We start from the raw sequence: 17,393 nt of genomic DNA, 5'->3' as shown, positions 1-17,393 counted from the left end.
AATATGGGCCAGATAGCTTTAGAGGGCATGGAGTTCTTTGCCTATCACGGGCATTTTGACGAAGAACAAAAAATAGGCAATAAATATAGCATAGACGTACTTATTGAAACCGATTTATCAAGACCTGCCAGTTCTGACAACTTAAAAGATACCATTGACTATGGAGATGTGTACCAAATGGTAAGAATGGTGATGTCGAAAAAACATCGTTTGTTGGAACACGTTGGTCACGAAATCATAGACGCCATAAGGTTTAAGTTTAATTCAATCAAAAAAGTTACTGTTGAAGTTTCAAAATTCAACCCGCCCATTGGTGGGGTTTGTCACAGAGCCAAAGTAAAACTTGAAGAAAGTTTTTGAAAAACATATCTTGAAAAAAAGCATATTTACATTACAATTCTGGCTTCTTTGCATAAGTTCTTTCCTGTTCTTTTCCAGTTTCAACATGCTCATACCTGAGCTTCCCGAATATCTTTCAAAAATGGGAGGAGGAGAATTCAAAGGACTCATCATATCATTATTTACGCTTACCGCAGGTCTTTCACGTCCTTTTAGTGGCAAACTTACAGACAAAGTTGGCAGAGTACCTGTTATGGCTTTTGGCTCAATGGTATGTTTTGTTTGTGGTTTTTTATACCCTTTAGCTACTACGGTTATTCCATTTTTCCTCCTTAGGTTCGTCCATGGATTTTCTACAGGTTTCAAACCCACTGGAACCGCTGCGTATATTGCAGATATTGTTCCTGCTGACAGACGCGGCGAATCTATGGGTATTCATGGTTTAATAGGTGGATTGGGTATGGCATTCGGGCCAGCTTTGGGCGGATGGATAGTTCAGCATTTCAACATCAATATATTATTTTATACCTCTTCGGCCCTTTCCTTATTATCTATCTTAATATTGCTCAACATGAAAGAAACTTTGAGTATGGAAAGAAAAGAAAAATTTGCAGCTGCCCATCTAAAAATAAATCGACACGAAATCATAGATAAATCTGTGATGCCCGTCGTTATCGTAATATTTTTCACCTCTTTTGCCTATGGCACTATCGTTACATTAGTACCGGATTTAAGTCAAAGTATTGGTCTAAAAAATAAAGGATACTATTTTTTGGTATACACACTTGCTTCAATTGCCATCCGGTTTTTAGCGGGTAAATGGTCTGACAAAAACGGCAGAGAACAAGTACTATTATTTGGCTGTTGGACATTGATATTCGCAGTTTTTATCATAGCGTTTGCACATAACATCCTTATTTTAACAGCTTCTGCTATACTTTTCGGAATAAGTATGGGTATCATCTCTCCAATTTCACAAGCATGGACGGTGGATTTATGCGAGGAAAAAAATAGAGGAAAAGCCATTGCTACCATGTATATTGCTTTAGAGGCAGGGATTGGATTTGGAGCTTTGCTGCCTACCTTCATTTATCAAAATCAAATCGAAAACCTGCCGATAACTTTTTTATTTTCCATGGCGGTAGTTTCAATAGCCTTAATCTATCTTATTATTTATAAAAGAAAGAAAAAAGCCATTCGATATATCTAATATTTTAGCAAATAGAACCTCGCTAAATTGGAATCCAACCTGCATCTTTTTATCTTTGTATCAGTAATATAAGCTATCGAATAATGGAAATAATAGACGGAAAATTAATATCTGCACAAGTAAAAGCCGAACTTCAAATTGAAGTGGATCAAATAAAGGCTAATGGAGGAAAAATACCTCACCTAGCGGCAGTTTTGATTGGTGATAATGGTGCCAGTGAAACCTACGTAGCTTCTAAAATAAAATCTTGCGAACAGATCGGCTTTAAATCTACACTTATCCGAAGAGATTCTACCAGCACCGAAACTGAAGTTTTAGAAATAATTGACCAGCTAAACAAGGACGAAGATATTGACGGTTTTATAGTTCAGCTGCCTCTCCCTGCCCACATTGATGTCGATAAAGTTATTGAAGCCATTGACCCTAAAAAAGACGTTGATGGGTTTCACCCAATCAATATTGGCCGAATGGCCAAAGGCTTGCCATCCTATATTTCTGCAACGCCTTATGGAGTATTGGAACTTATAAAAAGATATAAAATAGAAACTGCTGGCAAGCATTGTGTGGTGGTGGGCAGAAGCCAAATAGTGGGACTTCCGATGAGTATATTGATGCAAAGAAACACTTATCCAGGCAACTGCACTGTGACATTGGTTCACAGCCGCACACAGAACCTTAAAGAAATATGTCTCCAAGCGGATATTTTGGTGGCCGCATTGGGTAAACCCGAGTTTATAACGGCTGACATGGTCAAAGATGGTGCAGTGGTAATTGATGTGGGTCTTACCAGGGTGGTGGATGCATCTAAAAAAAGTGGATTTACTTTGAAAGGCGACGTGAAATTTGACGAAGTAGCCCCAAAAACAAGTCACATAACACCAGTACCCGGTGGAGTAGGTTTAATGACTGTGGCTGCCTTAATGTACAACACACTTTTGGCATCTAGAAAAGAAATTTATAAGTAATAAGTATTCTTTTTCATGTAGTTTGCTATTTTTCTTTCCTTTAATTCAATTCTTTATGTAACCTCAAAGGTTGCAGAAAACCTTCTATTTTACAAATAACCAATCAACTAGTAATTAGTCAAACAACAACAAAAACAACTGTCAAATTGTCAGAAATCGTTACATTGGAATAGGCTTTGATTGTTAGATAACTGTAATTTAAAAACAATACAGACAATGGTAACAGAAAAAGGTACAATTTCGATTAACACCGAGAACATTTTTCCGATAATTAAAAAATTCTTGTATTCCGACCACGAAATCTTCTTGAGAGAATTGGTTTCGAATGCAGTGGATGCAACACAAAAAATCAAAAAACTATCCTCTATAGGTCAATTTGACGGAGAATTGGGCGATTTGAAAATCAAAGTCTCTTTCGACAAAGAAGCCAAAACAATCACCATTTCTGACAAAGGACTGGGTATGACCGCCGACGAAATCAAAAAGTACATCAATCAGATAGCTTTTTCGGGAGCCAAAGAATTTGTAGAAAAATACAAAGACGAGTCAGACAAAACACAGATAATCGGACAATTTGGCTTAGGCTTTTACTCCGCCTTTATGGTAGCCAAAGAAGTGGAAATCATCACAAAATCTTACCAAGACGCTCCAGCGGCGAGGTGGTTTAGCGATGGTACTACCGAGTTTGAAATATCAGCAGCTGAAAAAACTGAAAGAGGTACGGATATTATTCTGCATATTGCCGAAGATTCAGAAGAGTTTTTGGAAGAAAGCAAACTGGAGCAAGTATTGGTAAAATACGGTAAGTTTTTACCTGTAGAAATAGAATTCAACGAGAAAGTAATCAACAACCCCTCTCCTATTTGGGTAAAGACGCCATCGGATCTGAAAGACGAAGATTACATCGCTTTCTACAAAGAGCTTTACCCTTACGCTGAAGATCCTTTGTTCTGGATTCACCTCAATGTAGATTATCCGTTTAACCTTACTGGTGTTTTGTACTTCCCGAAAGTGAAGCAGGACTTCCAGCTGAATAGAGAAAAAATACAATTGTATAGCCGCCAAGTATTTATCACGGACGACGTTAAAGACATCGTACCTGAGTTCTTGCAGTTGCTGCATGGCGTTATTGACTCACCAGATATTCCGTTGAACGTATCAAGGAGTTATTTACAAGCCGATGGCAACGTAAAACGCATCAACTCGCACATTACCAAGAAAGTAGCCGATAAATTATCAGATTTGTTTAGAGACGACCGCAAGGCCTTTGAAGAAAAATGGGAAAGTATTGGATTATTTGTAAAATACGGTATCATTTCAGACGACAAGTTTTTTGACAGAGCCAAAGATTTTATATTGCTTAAAAACACCGAAGGTGCGTGTTTTACAATAGAAGAATACAAAACCAAGCTGGAAGCTAACCAAAAAGACAAAGATGGCAAATTGGTAGGACTTTATGCCAACGACATCAGCAAGCAGGACGCTTTTATCAGCGGAGCCAAAAAGCGTGAATTTGATGTCCTGGTTTTTGATGATGTGTTGGATTCACACTTTATCAATGCCATGGAATCTAAAGTTGAAAACTTAACCTTCAAGCGTGTAGATGCCGACACCTTTGACAAGCTGATAGACAAAGGCCTGAAGCAAGAGGTGGTATTGGGTGAAGACGAGAAAAAGAAAGTAGAAGAAACTTTCAAGGAGTTTGTAGGTAACAACATTGTGCAGATAGAGGCCTTGCCAGTGGACGAAATTCCGGTATCCATCGTGGTGCCAGAGTTTATGCGTAGATATGCCGACATGTCGAAAGTAAACGGCCAAGGCGGTATGTTTGGAAATATGCCAATGATGTACAACTTGGTAGTAAATGGCAATCACCCCATCATCGGCAAAATAGCCAAAGAAGGAAACGAAAATGGTCTAGCCAAACAACTTTACGACTTAGCTCTACTTTCACAAGGAATGCTCAATGGAGCAGACTTAACGCAGTTTATTGAGCGTTCAGTGGAGAAATTGGGGTAATTTCAGCAAAAAAATAGTATATTAGAAGCCACTCAACTGAGTGGCTTTTTTGTTGTGAAGATGAAAAAAAAAATGCACCAAAAATACTTATCTGAATTTAATAAATTAAAATTTTGTCGTTATATTCCCTAAGGAGATTGTTTTGTAGCAAAGAAATATTTTGTTCATGCATATTCTTTCAGAACAAATAATAAGACCTCCAATAATTAAATAAAAGGAAACAAAAAAAGTGGAAATAATAACTCATCAAACCATTGTCACAAAAATCGCCGAAGTGATTTCAGACAATTTGGTAATCAACAATAATCAAGATGGACTGGAACTATTGGTAAACCTTTACTACCAAGATTTTGATGGAATCATTTTACATGAAAAGAATATCAAACCAACATTTTTTGACCTTAAAAGCGGAATGGCAGGTGAGGTTCTTCAAAAATTCTCCACATATGGCGTTTGTTTGTCAATAGTTGGAGATTTCTCAAAATATACCAGCAATAGTCTACATGATTTTATTTATGAAAGCAATAAAGGTAGGCTTATCAGCTTTGTAAGTTCTGTGTCGAACGCAATTTCCAAACTTACAGCTTGACAATTTATTTTCCCATTACTATCCTGGTGAATGTTAAACAATTGTTTCAATTAAAAGTATAAAACACCCCAAAAGAGGAGTTATTAGTCAATGAGCCACTTAAGTTAATATTTGTAAAGCCTTGAACTGATATGGTACTGAGGTTTACACTTCCAAAAGAGGCACTTAGCATAAAATGATTGGAGAAATCATACATTAATCTTATCGGAATGGCATAAATATTGGTTTTTATGCCAGGTAGGTCTCCAAATACACCTTGAATGCTTCCGCCCGTTACGGGAGCCATGTAAAATTTATCTACCAACTTCACGAACTTTCCATATTCCACAGCTGGGCCAAAATTCACTAAATTATTATCAGAATTTTGTATGTTCACGTTATCTAATGCAGCTCCGAATGCCCAGTAAGTATTGTCAGACTTTACTTTTCCAGTCAAAATGGTGGTAGTATAAGTCGAAGTCCTTTCTCCACTATTAAATGTAGCATTCAAATATAAATTAGCATTCACTATTTTACGACCAACCAAATCTTGGGCTGAGGTACTTAGCGTGAATAGAAGAAAAAGAGCTGTACAAAGGATAGGTGGATTCATATTGTTTATGTGTTTAAGGTATATAAAATGTGCAGCAAATAAATAGTTTTGTAACAATAAAAAAAGACATTTAACGACTTTCACATTACTTAAAATGCTAAAAATTGTTACACGTCAGCAAGATACACATAGAGTGAAATTTAATTAACCGCGAGAATCTCTATCTCAAACAACAATGGAGAATTGCCAGGTATGCCGTTGGTGCCTGAACTGCCATAGCCAAGGCTAGATGGGAAAATTATGGAGGCAGACTCTCCTACCCGCATTTTGGCGATGCCTTCATCAAAACCTTTGATAACTTGGCCTCCACCTAAAACAAAACTGAAAGAACCTGAGTCAAACTTCTTACCTGTCAATAACTTCCCGGTATAGTTGAGTGTGACCTTTTTGCCTTTGGTGAGCAATGTACCTGAAGCGTTTTCTTTGGTTCTGATATATCTCAACCCTGTGGTGGTTTTCTCGGTTATGACCAAACTTTTGTCTTTGATATAAGCTTCAATTTGTTCGTCTTCTGTACCTGGGAGCGTGTCTTTTTCACATGAAAAAATTAACACAGAAAAAAATAACAATACGAGAACATTAAAATATTTCATCAATAATAATTTAAGATTTTTATAAATATAAACTCACCCACCATATCAACAATGCTTGGAGTGGTAATCTACCCCAACGGATTATTGGAGATATTTTCTGGAATTTTTCCCCTGTGGCCATGTAAATATTAGCAGGAAAAACGAGAATCAAGAGCAATATTAATCCCCACGCCGAAGCCGCCTGCATTTTGGGCAACAGTAAATTATATCCAAATACGATTTCGGCTATTCCACTGATCCATACCGCCTCATTGTGAAACGGCAAATATGGAGGCATTATAGACAAGAAAAATTTAGGCTTGGCAAAATGCATAACTCCAGCCACTATAAATAAAACGCTACAAAGTACTTGATGCCATTCAAACATATCAACAGTTTAATTTAAAACCCACACCGTGTATATTTTCAATTTTTATTTTGGGGTCGTTGGAAAGCATTTTGCGGATTCTCGTCACGAATACATCCATGCTACGGCCCAAAAAGTAGTCATCTCTTCCCCAAATGGCCGTCAGAATATCCTCACGTTTGGTTATTTGGTTTTTACGCTCACACAAAAACTTCAGTACCTCTGCCTCTCTATGTGTAAGCTTCTGTACTTCCTCGCCCAATTTAAGTGTTTGCTGAGAAAAACAAAATTCATAGTCGCCACACGAAAAAACATCTGTAGTGGCCGTAGAATCCGAAACGGCATTTCTTTTAAGGAAAACCCTAATTCTCAATACCAACTCTTCTATGCTAAATGGTTTGGTAATATAATCGTCTCCACCGATTTTGAGTCCCGCTATCTTATCTTCTTGAAGCGTTTTAGCGGTCAAGAAAATGATCGGAATCTGAGAGTTTTGAGTTCTGATTTTTTCGGCCAAAGAAAAACCATCCAATTCGGGAAGGTTGACATCTAGCAGACAGAGATCAAACTTTTCTTTCTTGAAAAACTTCCAAGCCTCTTTTCCATCTGAAAAATGAACGATTTCGAATCCTTCTTCTTCCAAGTTGTCTTTGGTAACAAAACCCAAATTTGGATCGTCCTCCACATATAATATTTTAGCCATTTTTTTATTTAATCAGGTAGAGGAATGTAAATGTCAAAAACCGAGCCTTTGCCCACTTCACTTTCAACATTTATTTTCCATTTATGTAGGTTGATAATCTCTTTTACATAGTTTAATCCAAGGCCAAATCCCTTGACATTGTGTAAATTGCCTGTTGGAACCCTATAGAATTTATTAAAAATCTTAGGAAGATATTCTTTTGCTATGCCTATTCCTTCATCAGAAATGGAAATAACCAAAGCGTTACTTTCATTCCGAGTAGCTATCTTTATTTTGGGTTGTCTACCCGAGTACTTAATGGCATTGTCAATCAAATTCCTGATGACATTCATCAGGTGCATTCTGTCGGCATTGATGGTAGTTTTAGTGGCTTTCAAATCCAGCGTAAAATTATCCTCCAGCTCTGCTTTTACACTATCAGATGCTTCTCCAATAATCTCGTGCAATTCTTGAAGTTTTAGATCTAATTCTATTTGCCCTCTTCCAATTTTGGCAGTAGCCAAAACGGCCTCCACTTGGTTTTTCAGGCGATTGTTTTCTTGCTTTATGATTTGCACATATTTCTTAAAACGTTCGGGTTGTTCCAAAATCTTACTTTGGGCCAATACATCTGTAGCAATTTTGATGGTGGAAATAGGTGTTTGAAATTCATGGGTCATGTTATTGATAAAATCCCTCTGAACCTCACTTAGTCGTTTTTGTTTTAAAATAATAAACATTGCGTAGGCAAAAAACGCCATCACGACCATGGTGATTATGGAAGAAACAATCCAAAAATCTAACTTGCTAGTCAAATAACTCTTTTGACTGGGAAATTTCACCCCAAAATAATTAAGAAATTTATCTGTAGTTGGGAGCGTAATGGTATGATCTAATTCTTCAACTTCAAAGTCGCTATTTATGTGAGCTCCAAAAACAATTTTATCAGTTTCACAATCGTAAATTCCGTATTCAAAGTCCGTATTAATATTATTTTTTTTGAATTCTTCTTTGAGTAAATGCTCCAAAAGGCTTTGTTGAAGCGGCAAGCGAAGATTTACGACGTAATAATCTGATGAATATTGACTTACAGGATTATCAATTGAAGCCAATTTATAAGATTTTGAAATCTGATTGGCCACATTGCGAAGTGCAACCATGGTGGTTTGTCTAAACTGCTGATCTTTAAGATCGAATGCTTTTTTGACCCAATAAATCTGAATAGCAATGATTCCACTGATGGCAATCACTCCTAAAATAATCACAAGTCTGATAGTATTTCTACTCAATGTTTCTTTGTATTTTCTTTTTGGGAAAGGGCTGTATTCGTACAAAGATAATAAGTGTTTTTTAAGAAATTAAATGAATGCTTGAATATGTGGCTTAGCTTCTTTATTTTGCGGCTTTTATTCTCTATTTAACCTTTAACATATGCAAAAATTACAAACCCTTGATTACTTGGTTTTCTTTTTCTACTTTATTGTAGTGGCTGGATACGGATACTGGATTTATAATCGAAAGAAAACCAAAGAAACCTCCACAAAAGACTTCTTTTTGGCTGAAGGCTCGCTCACATGGTGGGCTATTGGAGCTTCTTTGATAGCTTCAAATATTTCTGCCGAGCAAATGATCGGCATGTCTGGCAATGGTTTTTCTATGGGCTTGGGTATTTCTACGTATGAATGGATGGCTGCTGCCACGCTTATCATTGTTGCGGTATTTTTCATGCCGATATATCTAAAAAACAACATTTCAACAATGCCTCAGTTTTTGAGTCAACGTTATAACAAAACGGTGAGCTTGATTATGGCTATTTTTTGGTTGTTGCTATATATCATGGTAAACCTCACTTCTATCTTGTATTTGGGTGCTTTAGCGGTTTCGGGTATTTCAGGACTAGACTTTTACACCTGTATGGTTTTCTTGGCTGTTTTTGCCATAGTTATCACCATTGGTGGTATGAAGGTTATCGGTTATACAGATGTAATTCAGGTATTTTTCTTAGTTATTGGTGGTTTAGCTGCAACCTATTTGGCCGTTACATTGGTATCAGAGAAATACGAATTGACCGGTTTGGTGAATGGCTTTAAGATGATGACCCAAAACCACGATGATCACTTTCACATGATATATCCAAAAGGTAATCCTAATTATATGTCACTACCGGGCTTAACGGTATTATTTGGTGGAATGTGGATAGTTAACCTTAACTATTGGGGTTGTAATCAATACATTACCCAAAGAGCCTTGGGTGCAGATTTGAACACGGCAAGAAACGGTCTATTGTTCGCAGCATTTTTGAAATTATTGATGCCAGTAATTGTAACTCTTCCAGGAATAGCGGCTTATGCACTCTATCAAAAAGGCTTGTTTCAGCAAGAAATGTTGGGAGTAGATGGCACTTTCAACCAAGACAGAGCCTATCCTGTTCTATTGAACTTATTGCCTGTCGGCTTAAAAGGCCTTTCATTTGCAGCACTTACCGCCGCAGTGGTTGCTTCTTTAGCAGGAAAAGCCAACAGTATCTCTACCATTTTTACTTTAGATGTATTTAAGCCATATTTTGCTAAAGATATGACCGAAAAGAAATTGGTTTTGGTAGGAAGATGGACCATTGTAGTGGCCATGATTTTGGCGATAGTTATTTCTCCATTTATGGGAATTGAGAAAAAAGGTGGCTTCCAGTTTATTCAGGAAATGACCGGACTTCTTTCTCCGGGTATATTTGCGGCATTTATTATGGGCTTTTTCTGGAAAAAAACCAATTCAGCTGGGGCTTTCTTTGCCATCGTGGGTGGTTTTGCCATAGCACTTTCAATGCATAATAATTGGCTACCAGGCACAGATTGGACTACGGTTCCTTTCTTAGATAGAATGGGCTGGGTGTTTGTAATTTGTGTAGTAGTTATGTTTGTACTTAGTTTGGTATTGCCTGACGAGAAAAAAGGTCTAGAGGTGGATTCATCCATGTTTAAAACTACCAAAGGATTTGCTGTGGGAGCCACGATTGTTATTGCTACTATTGTGTTCCTTTATTCTTATTTCTGGTAATTGGGGAATTGGTTATTAGTTGTTTAAGAAATGGAAACTGGTTATTGGTAACTGGAGTAGTTGGATTAGGCTTACTTTTACCTACTACCATTCAACTCGAATCATAAACTTCGGCCATTGAGCGGAGTCGAAATGAGCCGAAGTGTAATTCTTTAGAAAAAATCATACATTTGAAAACAAAAAAGGAGCTTTCGCTCCTTTTTTGTTTTATATTATTCAAAAATAATCACTTGTGAATCTTCATACCATTTTTCATAACTGGGCTCAAACTCCTTCTCAATTACATTTCGCTTGATTTTCATTGTTGGAGTCATTTTGTTATTTTCAACCGTCCATAATTCTTTTAAAACCACTATTTTCTTGACTTTTTCATAGGATTTTAAAGTAGGGTTTAGCGTGTTCAATTGTTCCTTAAAGTTTTCAACCAATTCGGCCCTAGATACCTTACGACCAATATCCGACAACACCACCAAGGCCAACGGCTGTGGAAGATTCTGCCCTACTACGCAAATCTGCTCAACGTTAGAATTCTCTGCAAAACCCATTTCTATTTGTGCAGGTGCCACGTACTCGCCTTTGGAAGTTTTATACATTTCCTTCACTCTGCCAGTTATTTTTAAATACCCATCATTATCTAATTCTCCCACATCCCCCGTGTGAATCCAGCCCTCTTTATCTAAAGTTTCAGCGGTCATTTGAGGCTCTTTGTAATAACCTAACATATTCCATTTTGACCTGGTCAAAATCTCGCCGGTGTCTTTGTCAATATTTACTTCCATGCCTGGATAAACTTTTCCAACTGAGCCTTCTACTTTTTTACCTAAAGGCATCATACATACCGCTCCAAGGTTTTCGGTCATTCCATAAGCTTCATGGATATCAATGCCCAATTTCCCAAACCATTGTATCAAACTAACTGGCATGGGAGCAGCTCCAGTATAACACATCCATGTTTCTGACAAACCTAAGCCTTTCTTAATCTTTTTCTTAATAAGCGAGCTAACAATTGGAATCCTTAAAAGTATATTAAGCTTTTTTTGTGGCAATTTTGACAGAATCCCCAACTGAAATTTGGTCCAAATACGTGGAACAGCCAGAAAATGAGTTGGATTGGCATTTTGAAGATTTTTAGAAAAAGTATCCAGATTTTCTGCAAAAAAAATCACTCCACCAGTCACAATTGCGAGAGATTCCACTATGTTTCGTTCAGCTATGTGGCAAAGAGGCAAATACGAAAAAAATCGAGTGCCAGTTCTTTCCGCAAAAACAAAATTTCGAGTCGCATAAAGACATTCAGAAACTGCAGCAAAATCTACCATAACACCCTTCGGGTTTCCAGTAGTTCCAGAGGTATAAATGATAGTGAAAAGTTCATTCCCATTTGGCAATGTATCTTGTGTATCTATGGGGTAATTCGCCATAATATCATCCCACTGTGCATGCTCATCATCAGCATTATAGTTTGGGAAAGAGATACATTGGAGATTTGAGGGAATACCAGCTTTCATATGTTGCCAATCGTCCAGTTTGCCAATAAACACCAGTTTGGCTTCGGAATGCACTAATATTTGATTGACTTGGGCAGCTGTTAATGTGGGATACATTGGAACTGAAACATGACCTGAATGCATAATTGCTAAGTCTGTAATAATCCATTCAGCACAATTCTTCGAAATCAAAGCAATGTTACTTTTAGGTGCCAATCCCAAGCTTTTGATATAGTTCGATAATTTCCGGATTTGCTCACCAGCTTTTTGCCAGGTAAAATCTAGAAAATCATCGCCGAATGGTTGTTTCAGAAAAACCTCATTTGGAGTATGTTTTTCCCAATGATAAAAATATTCGAGGATAGATTTTTCTCTAGTGACTTCCATAGGTTTTTAAGGGTTAATAATGTTATATCATTTGTAAAAATAATGATATTTAACAAAACTCAAAACTAATCCTCATAACTTTTATGAATCTCAAAGAAATCTCTAAGCGAGCTGGTATTTAACTTTGTAAAAATCCAAGAATTTAAGAATTGTTTCGACATGAATCCCAAGGCCCAAATTCAAAAACTGATTTTCTTCGATTTCTTTGCCGTCTTTCATAATTTTGGGTGAAAATCCCAAAGGAAGATGAATGGTTTTGGACTGAATTGCCCAAATTCTCCCTTCCCTATCAAATGTAGGCCCACCACTTTGCCCTCTCAAGCCTGGAGTACTGGTCTCAATCCATTTGTAATCATACTGACCATCAGGACTTTTTCCACTGAATACCTGCCTTGTCATAATGCCATCCATGGGGAAAATAGGAATAGGAAAAATAGACGGGTCAAAAGAAAAAGAATGGGTATTATCTAAAAAGCTAGCTTGCAAATCATAGAACGGATAGCCTAGCTTGCACAAACTTGTTCCAGGCTGTATGTTTTGTGGGTTTTGAAAAACAGGATATCGCTTAACAAAACCGGAATTAAAATTCTCTATTTTGCCAATAGCGAGATCGTTGTCATGCAACACTTGAAAGGTATTTACCCTATGAATATCAGCCCCAAACCACATAGAATGATTGGTAATCCACTTTGGATTAGGTACCAAATCAGAGGTTTGGGAACTGTTTCTATAATTAAAAATTTGACCTTGGTGTTCATGGAAAGATTGCAGCCCTTGTAAAACATGGGCTGCTGTAATTATCCACCCTTCCTCATTGATGACTACAAAACTACCCAATCCACTTTCAATTGTACCATCAAAGAACCGATTGGAAATAATCAATGGAAAAGTATATTGTGTTGCGATTTTGTAAGCTTCTGAAAACATACTATTAGATTTTTATTTTGTGGAATATACTTTTTCGCCTCCAATGTAGGTCGACAATACCCTTACACTTCTTATTTTGGATGCCTCAATTGCCATGATATCATCTTCCAATACTACAAAATCAGCCATTTTGCCCATTTCTATACTACCTCTTTCTTTCTCTTCAAAATTAGCATAGGCACTCCAAATCGTCATAGCTCTTAAAGCATTCTCTTTGCTCAGGGCATTTTCCATCTGAAAACCTCCAGCTGGCCAGTTGTTGTTATCCTGACGAGCAAATGCCGAATGGAAACCAAATAAAGGATTGACAAACTCCACTGGGAAATCACTACCGTTGGCTATTAATCCGTTTTGTTTTCTCAATTCCTCAAACGGGTAGGCATGCTTTACCCTGTCTTTGCCTAATCTGGCCTCGGCCCAGTACATATCTGAGGTAGCATGAGTAGCTTGAATAGATGGAATCACGGAATACTTACCAAACTTTGGCACATCGGCTGGATTCACCACCTGACAATGTTCAATCCTCCACCTTCTATCGTTTTTACCTTTTAGATATTTTCCGTACAAATCCAAAACTAGCCTATTGGCAGAATCACCAATGCAGTGTGTATTAACCTGATAACCAGACTTATAAATTTGAGAAAAATATTTATCCATTTCATTCTTGCTGGTCAACAAAAAACCCGAATTAGAACTTTGGTCGGCATAAGGCTTTAACAATACCGCACCTCTTGACCCCAATGCACCGTCGGCATAAACTTTGAAAGACCGTACATTCATCCTATCAGTTTTGATAATGCCCTTTTTTGTGAAATATTCGACATTACGAATGCCAACTGAAACCATGGCATAGTCTCTGATTTTCAGACTTCCTTCATTCTGCATTTTCATCATCAGCTCTATGTCGTCTTGACTGACGCCTGCATCAGAGACAGTTGTAAGACCATATTTTAGGCTTTCAGCTTGGGCAGCCAAAATCTGCTGTCTTTTCACTTTCTCGTCCTCTTTGGGCATAACTCTTTTTACCAAACCCATGGCATTATCAACTAATATACCAGTCAATTGTCCGTCAACAACTTCCACATCACCGCCAGATATTTTGCTGGAAGGTGATATTTTAGCCATTTGAATGACTTTGGAATTTACCAACATCGCGTGTCCATCGATTCTCGTTAACATCACAGGAACATTCGGGAAAATCTGGTCTAAATCATCTTTGTTTGGAAAAACTTTGACATCCCAATCGTTCTGGTCCCAACCACGGCCAACTAGCCAATCCTGATTAGGATTCGCTTTTCTAAATTCTTGAAGCCTCGTCAGGATTTCTTTGAAACTCTTGGCCCCTACCAAATCACACTGCGAGAGCATTTGACCCAAACCTAAAAAATGAGAATGTGGATCATAAAACCCTGGAAAAACAGGCTTGTTTTTTAAATCAAGCGTAGTTTTGGCGGAATATTTTTTATTCAAAGTGGCAAAATCTCCAACTTCAACGAAAAGACCATCTTTTACAACAAAAGCATTGGCTTTGCTAAATTTGGCATCTACAGTATAAACTTGGGCATGATAAACCATTAAATCAACCTGCTTTTTTTGGGCAAAAGCCAAATTGGTAAATAGTAAAATTGTTATTATCTTCTTCATTTCAAAATAATTTATTCTTCGTTTCCGAATCTTTGTGAACCCAAAGCCGAGCTAAAAAACAAGGCATTGAAAAATAGCTTATTGGTACCAAACCATATTCCTCTAAAATTGGGATTATCAGAAAACAAAATAATCTGTCCAGCACCTGAAGTTTCAGAAATTATGGCTGCTGAATTGGCTATTTTTGAAAGCGAACTCGGATGAACATAACCACAAATCCATGGATTCGATGTGTATTGGGCGACTGTTGAAACCGCATTTTTAGATTTTTCTAAAAAGGTATTGTTGTTTCTATAAACGTGAAGTGAATTAGATTCAAATCCAAAACCCAAAGGATGGGTAGTATCAATATTTACTTCAAAAATAGCCCCACCTGTAGATTTAGCACCCAAAGCATCTGTAAGCTTTTCAAAATTCATTCTTTTTGGGTCTTTTTCTGTCTCAACTGCTATAACTTTTGATTCCGATATCTCCTTTTTAATAGCCCATTCTGAAGCAGTTTTTAGTGTAATCAAATTCCCCCCTTGTTTTACCCAATCCTTAATTTTCTTTATAGAAGCATCATTAAGTGCATCGTATTGGCCGCTTACCATCACCAAATGCGAATAAGAGTTCAAATTCACCCGGGCAAATTGAGTCAGTTCCAATTTCGTTATTGGCATTTGCAACTTAGTTTCTAAAAGATGCCAAATCTCGCCCACTTCGTACTGACTTGTACCCAAGCCTGCCAAAACCATGGCTTTGGGTTTCAAAACCGTTTTGAAAGAATTACTGCCTAAATCTATACCTGCTGAGCTAAATCCTGTTGAAACAGGAAAAATTTCCACATTTGATGAGTTTTGAACTTGCTTTAATATTTCTGAAAGCTCCTGAGAACCTATCTTTTGATTTTGAACAGGAATCAGTAAACTTCCATGCGACCAGCTTTTTCCACCATTTGCGAAAGATTTCAAGGCCACTTTTACCAAAATATCTTTGTCCAAAAGCTTATATAAGGCTTTAGCAGCATTGTAATCTCTCCAGTCAATCAAATAAGCATAATCTGATCTTGTAAACTCATTTGTCTTAATTTCTAATGAAGCTTCAAGTATCGCAGCTCCCAATTCCGGCAAAACTTTCGTTTCAGCATGTTTTAGTCCGAAAGCCAAGGCAAGATTCCAAGTTGAAGTATCATAAAAAACACTGTCAGCAAAAGATTTTGGCCTGTCGAAAATAGATTTTACCAATAAAGACTGGGGTTGGTTCAGCGGAATGAATATCGCACTTCCTTTCTTAAAACTTTGATCTCCAACTTTCGTGTCGTTTTTAAGCTGAAAGGCTTTTATTTTGTGTTGCAGCAACAAATCCCAGAAAGCTTTATTTCTGTTCTGATCAAAATCGTCGCCAATAACATATCCTTTCGTTAGATTTTTAGAAGCATCTTTTTCAATGTTCTTGAAGAAGTCTGACTGATGTTTTAACAATATTTTTCTTTCGCCTACACCTGCATGAATGGTGGCAATGGCGTTTACCAATTGATTTCTAACAGCAAATTTATAAGTCAAAACACCGTTATCTGATTCCTGAGCGTGACCTCGGCTACTTCCTTGCTCAAATAACAAGCCCAAACCACCCTGCATATCAGGATAAGAACTACCGTAGCCTGGATAGAAATTATCAAATGATTCTTTGGTATAGTAAAATGAACCAATTTCGTTCATTGCATTTTCAAAATACTTGGCAAATTTGCCATTCAACATCTTGTAATTATCTTGTGTAACCAGTGGATTTTCAGCATTACTTTTTGTTGGCTCAAAGAAGTGTGTACTGTTCGTTCCCATTTCATGAAAATCCGTCACTACATTGGGCATCCATTGGTGATAATATTTTAAACGGTTGCGAGATTCTTTGTGAACTGCCAAATACCAGTCTCTGTTCAAGTCAAACCAATAATGATTAACCCTACCCGATGGCCAAACTTCGTTGTGTTCGCGGTCGTTAGGATCAGTCACATTGGGTTCGCCTTTGTGCATATTTACCCAATTATTGAATCTATCTCTTCCATCAGGATTCACGATGGGTTCCATCAAGAACACAGCATTATCATACACCTTAGCGGCTTCGTCTCCTTGAATCGCTGCCAAATAATAGGCAGTTAGCAAAGATGCTTCACCACCTGAAGCTTCGTTTCCATGAACATTATAACCCAGCCAAACGACTGATGGTTGATTTTCAAAATCAACACTTTTACCTTCAACTATATCCAAATGATTTTTACGAATCGTCTCTAGTTTCGCCAGATTTTCAGGTTTGGCAAAATGGACGATAATTTGCTCTCTATGCTCATTGGTTTCGCCAATGCTTACTACTTTTATTCTGTCTGAGGCTTTTTCTAAAACCCGCATGTATTCCACTATTTTATCATATCTGGTATGATGGCTCCCAATTGGATATCCCAAAAATTGCTGCGGAGAGGGTATTTGAGAATTTAGACTTTTTTTCGGTAAAAAATAGTCATTTTGAGAAAAAACCGAAATGCAGGAAAGCAGGGCAATAACTAAGAGTAATGTTTTTTTCATGAAT

The 17,393-nt window shown here is 37.3% G+C and carries 15 protein-coding genes; 6 read left to right on the top strand and 9 right to left on the bottom strand.

The window, feature by feature from the left end:
* Positions 1–3 precede the first annotated feature (3 nt).
* The 5 genes from folB (at position 4) to EGI24_RS07855 (ending at position 5,122) form a co-directional block, all read left to right on the top strand.
* Positions 4–360 (top strand): dihydroneopterin aldolase, encoded by a 357-nt coding sequence (folB, locus tag EGI24_RS07875; RefSeq protein WP_255047819.1) that lies wholly within the window; start codon positions 4–6, stop codon positions 358–360.
* A complete protein-coding gene (locus EGI24_RS07870) occupies positions 344–1,549 on the top strand; it encodes an MFS transporter (RefSeq protein ID WP_310586076.1) in 1,206 nt (401 codons plus the stop codon). Before folB ends, EGI24_RS07870 begins: the two co-directional genes overlap by 17 nt.
* An 83-nt stretch (positions 1,550–1,632) precedes the next feature.
* Positions 1,633–2,514, top strand: a complete 882-nt coding sequence (locus tag EGI24_RS07865) for a bifunctional 5,10-methylenetetrahydrofolate dehydrogenase/5,10-methenyltetrahydrofolate cyclohydrolase (RefSeq protein WP_255047818.1) — start codon at positions 1,633–1,635, stop codon at positions 2,512–2,514.
* A 216-nt stretch (positions 2,515–2,730) separates the two neighbouring features.
* Positions 2,731–4,533 (top strand): molecular chaperone HtpG, encoded by a 1,803-nt coding sequence (gene htpG / locus EGI24_RS07860; protein WP_255047817.1) that lies wholly within the window; start codon positions 2,731–2,733, stop codon positions 4,531–4,533.
* A 229-nt stretch (positions 4,534–4,762) separates the two neighbouring features.
* On the top strand, positions 4,763–5,122 hold the full coding sequence (locus EGI24_RS07855; protein ID WP_255047816.1) for a DUF4180 domain-containing protein: 360 nt from the start codon (positions 4,763–4,765) through the stop codon (positions 5,120–5,122).
* 46 nt (positions 5,123–5,168) lie between these two features.
* Here EGI24_RS07855 and EGI24_RS07850 read toward each other — a convergent pair whose 3' ends face one another.
* From EGI24_RS07850 to EGI24_RS07830, 5 genes are all read right to left on the bottom strand, one after another.
* Complete coding sequence (locus tag EGI24_RS07850) at positions 5,169–5,714, bottom strand: hypothetical protein (protein WP_255047815.1); 546 nt, start codon at positions 5,712–5,714, stop codon at positions 5,169–5,171.
* Positions 5,715–5,854: 140 nt separating this feature from the next.
* Positions 5,855–6,307, bottom strand: coding sequence for an FKBP-type peptidyl-prolyl cis-trans isomerase (locus tag EGI24_RS07845; RefSeq protein ID WP_255047814.1), 453 nt, complete (start codon positions 6,305–6,307; stop codon positions 5,855–5,857).
* 19 nt (positions 6,308–6,326) lie between these two features.
* Positions 6,327–6,674 (bottom strand): DoxX family protein, encoded by a 348-nt coding sequence (locus tag EGI24_RS07840; protein ID WP_255047813.1) that lies wholly within the window; start codon positions 6,672–6,674, stop codon positions 6,327–6,329.
* A 1-nt stretch (position 6,675) separates the two neighbouring features.
* Positions 6,676–7,356, bottom strand: coding sequence for a response regulator transcription factor (locus tag EGI24_RS07835; protein WP_255047812.1), 681 nt, complete (start codon positions 7,354–7,356; stop codon positions 6,676–6,678).
* An 8-nt stretch (positions 7,357–7,364) separates the two neighbouring features.
* Complete coding sequence (locus EGI24_RS07830) at positions 7,365–8,669, bottom strand: sensor histidine kinase KdpD (RefSeq protein WP_255047811.1); 1,305 nt, start codon at positions 8,667–8,669, stop codon at positions 7,365–7,367.
* Between the two features lie 97 nt (positions 8,670–8,766).
* Between EGI24_RS07830 and EGI24_RS07825 the strand changes: the two genes are divergently transcribed.
* The gene (locus tag EGI24_RS07825; protein ID WP_255047810.1) at positions 8,767–10,386 is read left to right on the top strand and encodes a sodium:solute symporter family transporter; all 1,620 of its coding nucleotides are present in this window, start codon (positions 8,767–8,769) and stop codon (positions 10,384–10,386) included.
* 212 nt (positions 10,387–10,598) lie between these two features.
* Here the strand turns inward: EGI24_RS07825 and EGI24_RS07820 are convergent, their stop codons facing one another.
* The 4 genes from EGI24_RS07820 to EGI24_RS07805 all read right to left on the bottom strand — a co-directional run bounded on the left by EGI24_RS07820 (position 10,599) and on the right by EGI24_RS07805 (position 17,389).
* Positions 10,599–12,260, bottom strand: a complete 1,662-nt coding sequence (locus EGI24_RS07820; RefSeq protein ID WP_255047809.1) for an AMP-binding protein — start codon at positions 12,258–12,260, stop codon at positions 10,599–10,601.
* Between the two features lie 102 nt (positions 12,261–12,362).
* Entirely contained in the window at positions 12,363–13,187 is an 825-nt protein-coding gene (locus tag EGI24_RS07815) for a serine protease (protein WP_255047808.1), read from the bottom strand.
* A 12-nt stretch (positions 13,188–13,199) separates the two neighbouring features.
* Positions 13,200–14,831, bottom strand: coding sequence for an amidohydrolase (locus EGI24_RS07810; RefSeq protein ID WP_255047807.1), 1,632 nt, complete (start codon positions 14,829–14,831; stop codon positions 13,200–13,202).
* Between the two features lie 11 nt (positions 14,832–14,842).
* The gene (locus tag EGI24_RS07805; protein ID WP_255047806.1) at positions 14,843–17,389 is read right to left on the bottom strand and encodes a M14 metallopeptidase family protein; all 2,547 of its coding nucleotides are present in this window, start codon (positions 17,387–17,389) and stop codon (positions 14,843–14,845) included.
* Positions 17,390–17,393: the final 4 nt, after the last annotated feature.

It is taken from the genome of Lacihabitans sp. CS3-21, from assembly GCF_024343675.1.
In the GTDB taxonomy this organism is placed as follows: Bacteria; Bacteroidota; Bacteroidia; order Cytophagales; family Spirosomataceae; genus Leadbetterella.
Note: the sequence above shows the minus strand (reverse complement) of the source record. Positions and strands in the feature narration are given on the sequence as shown.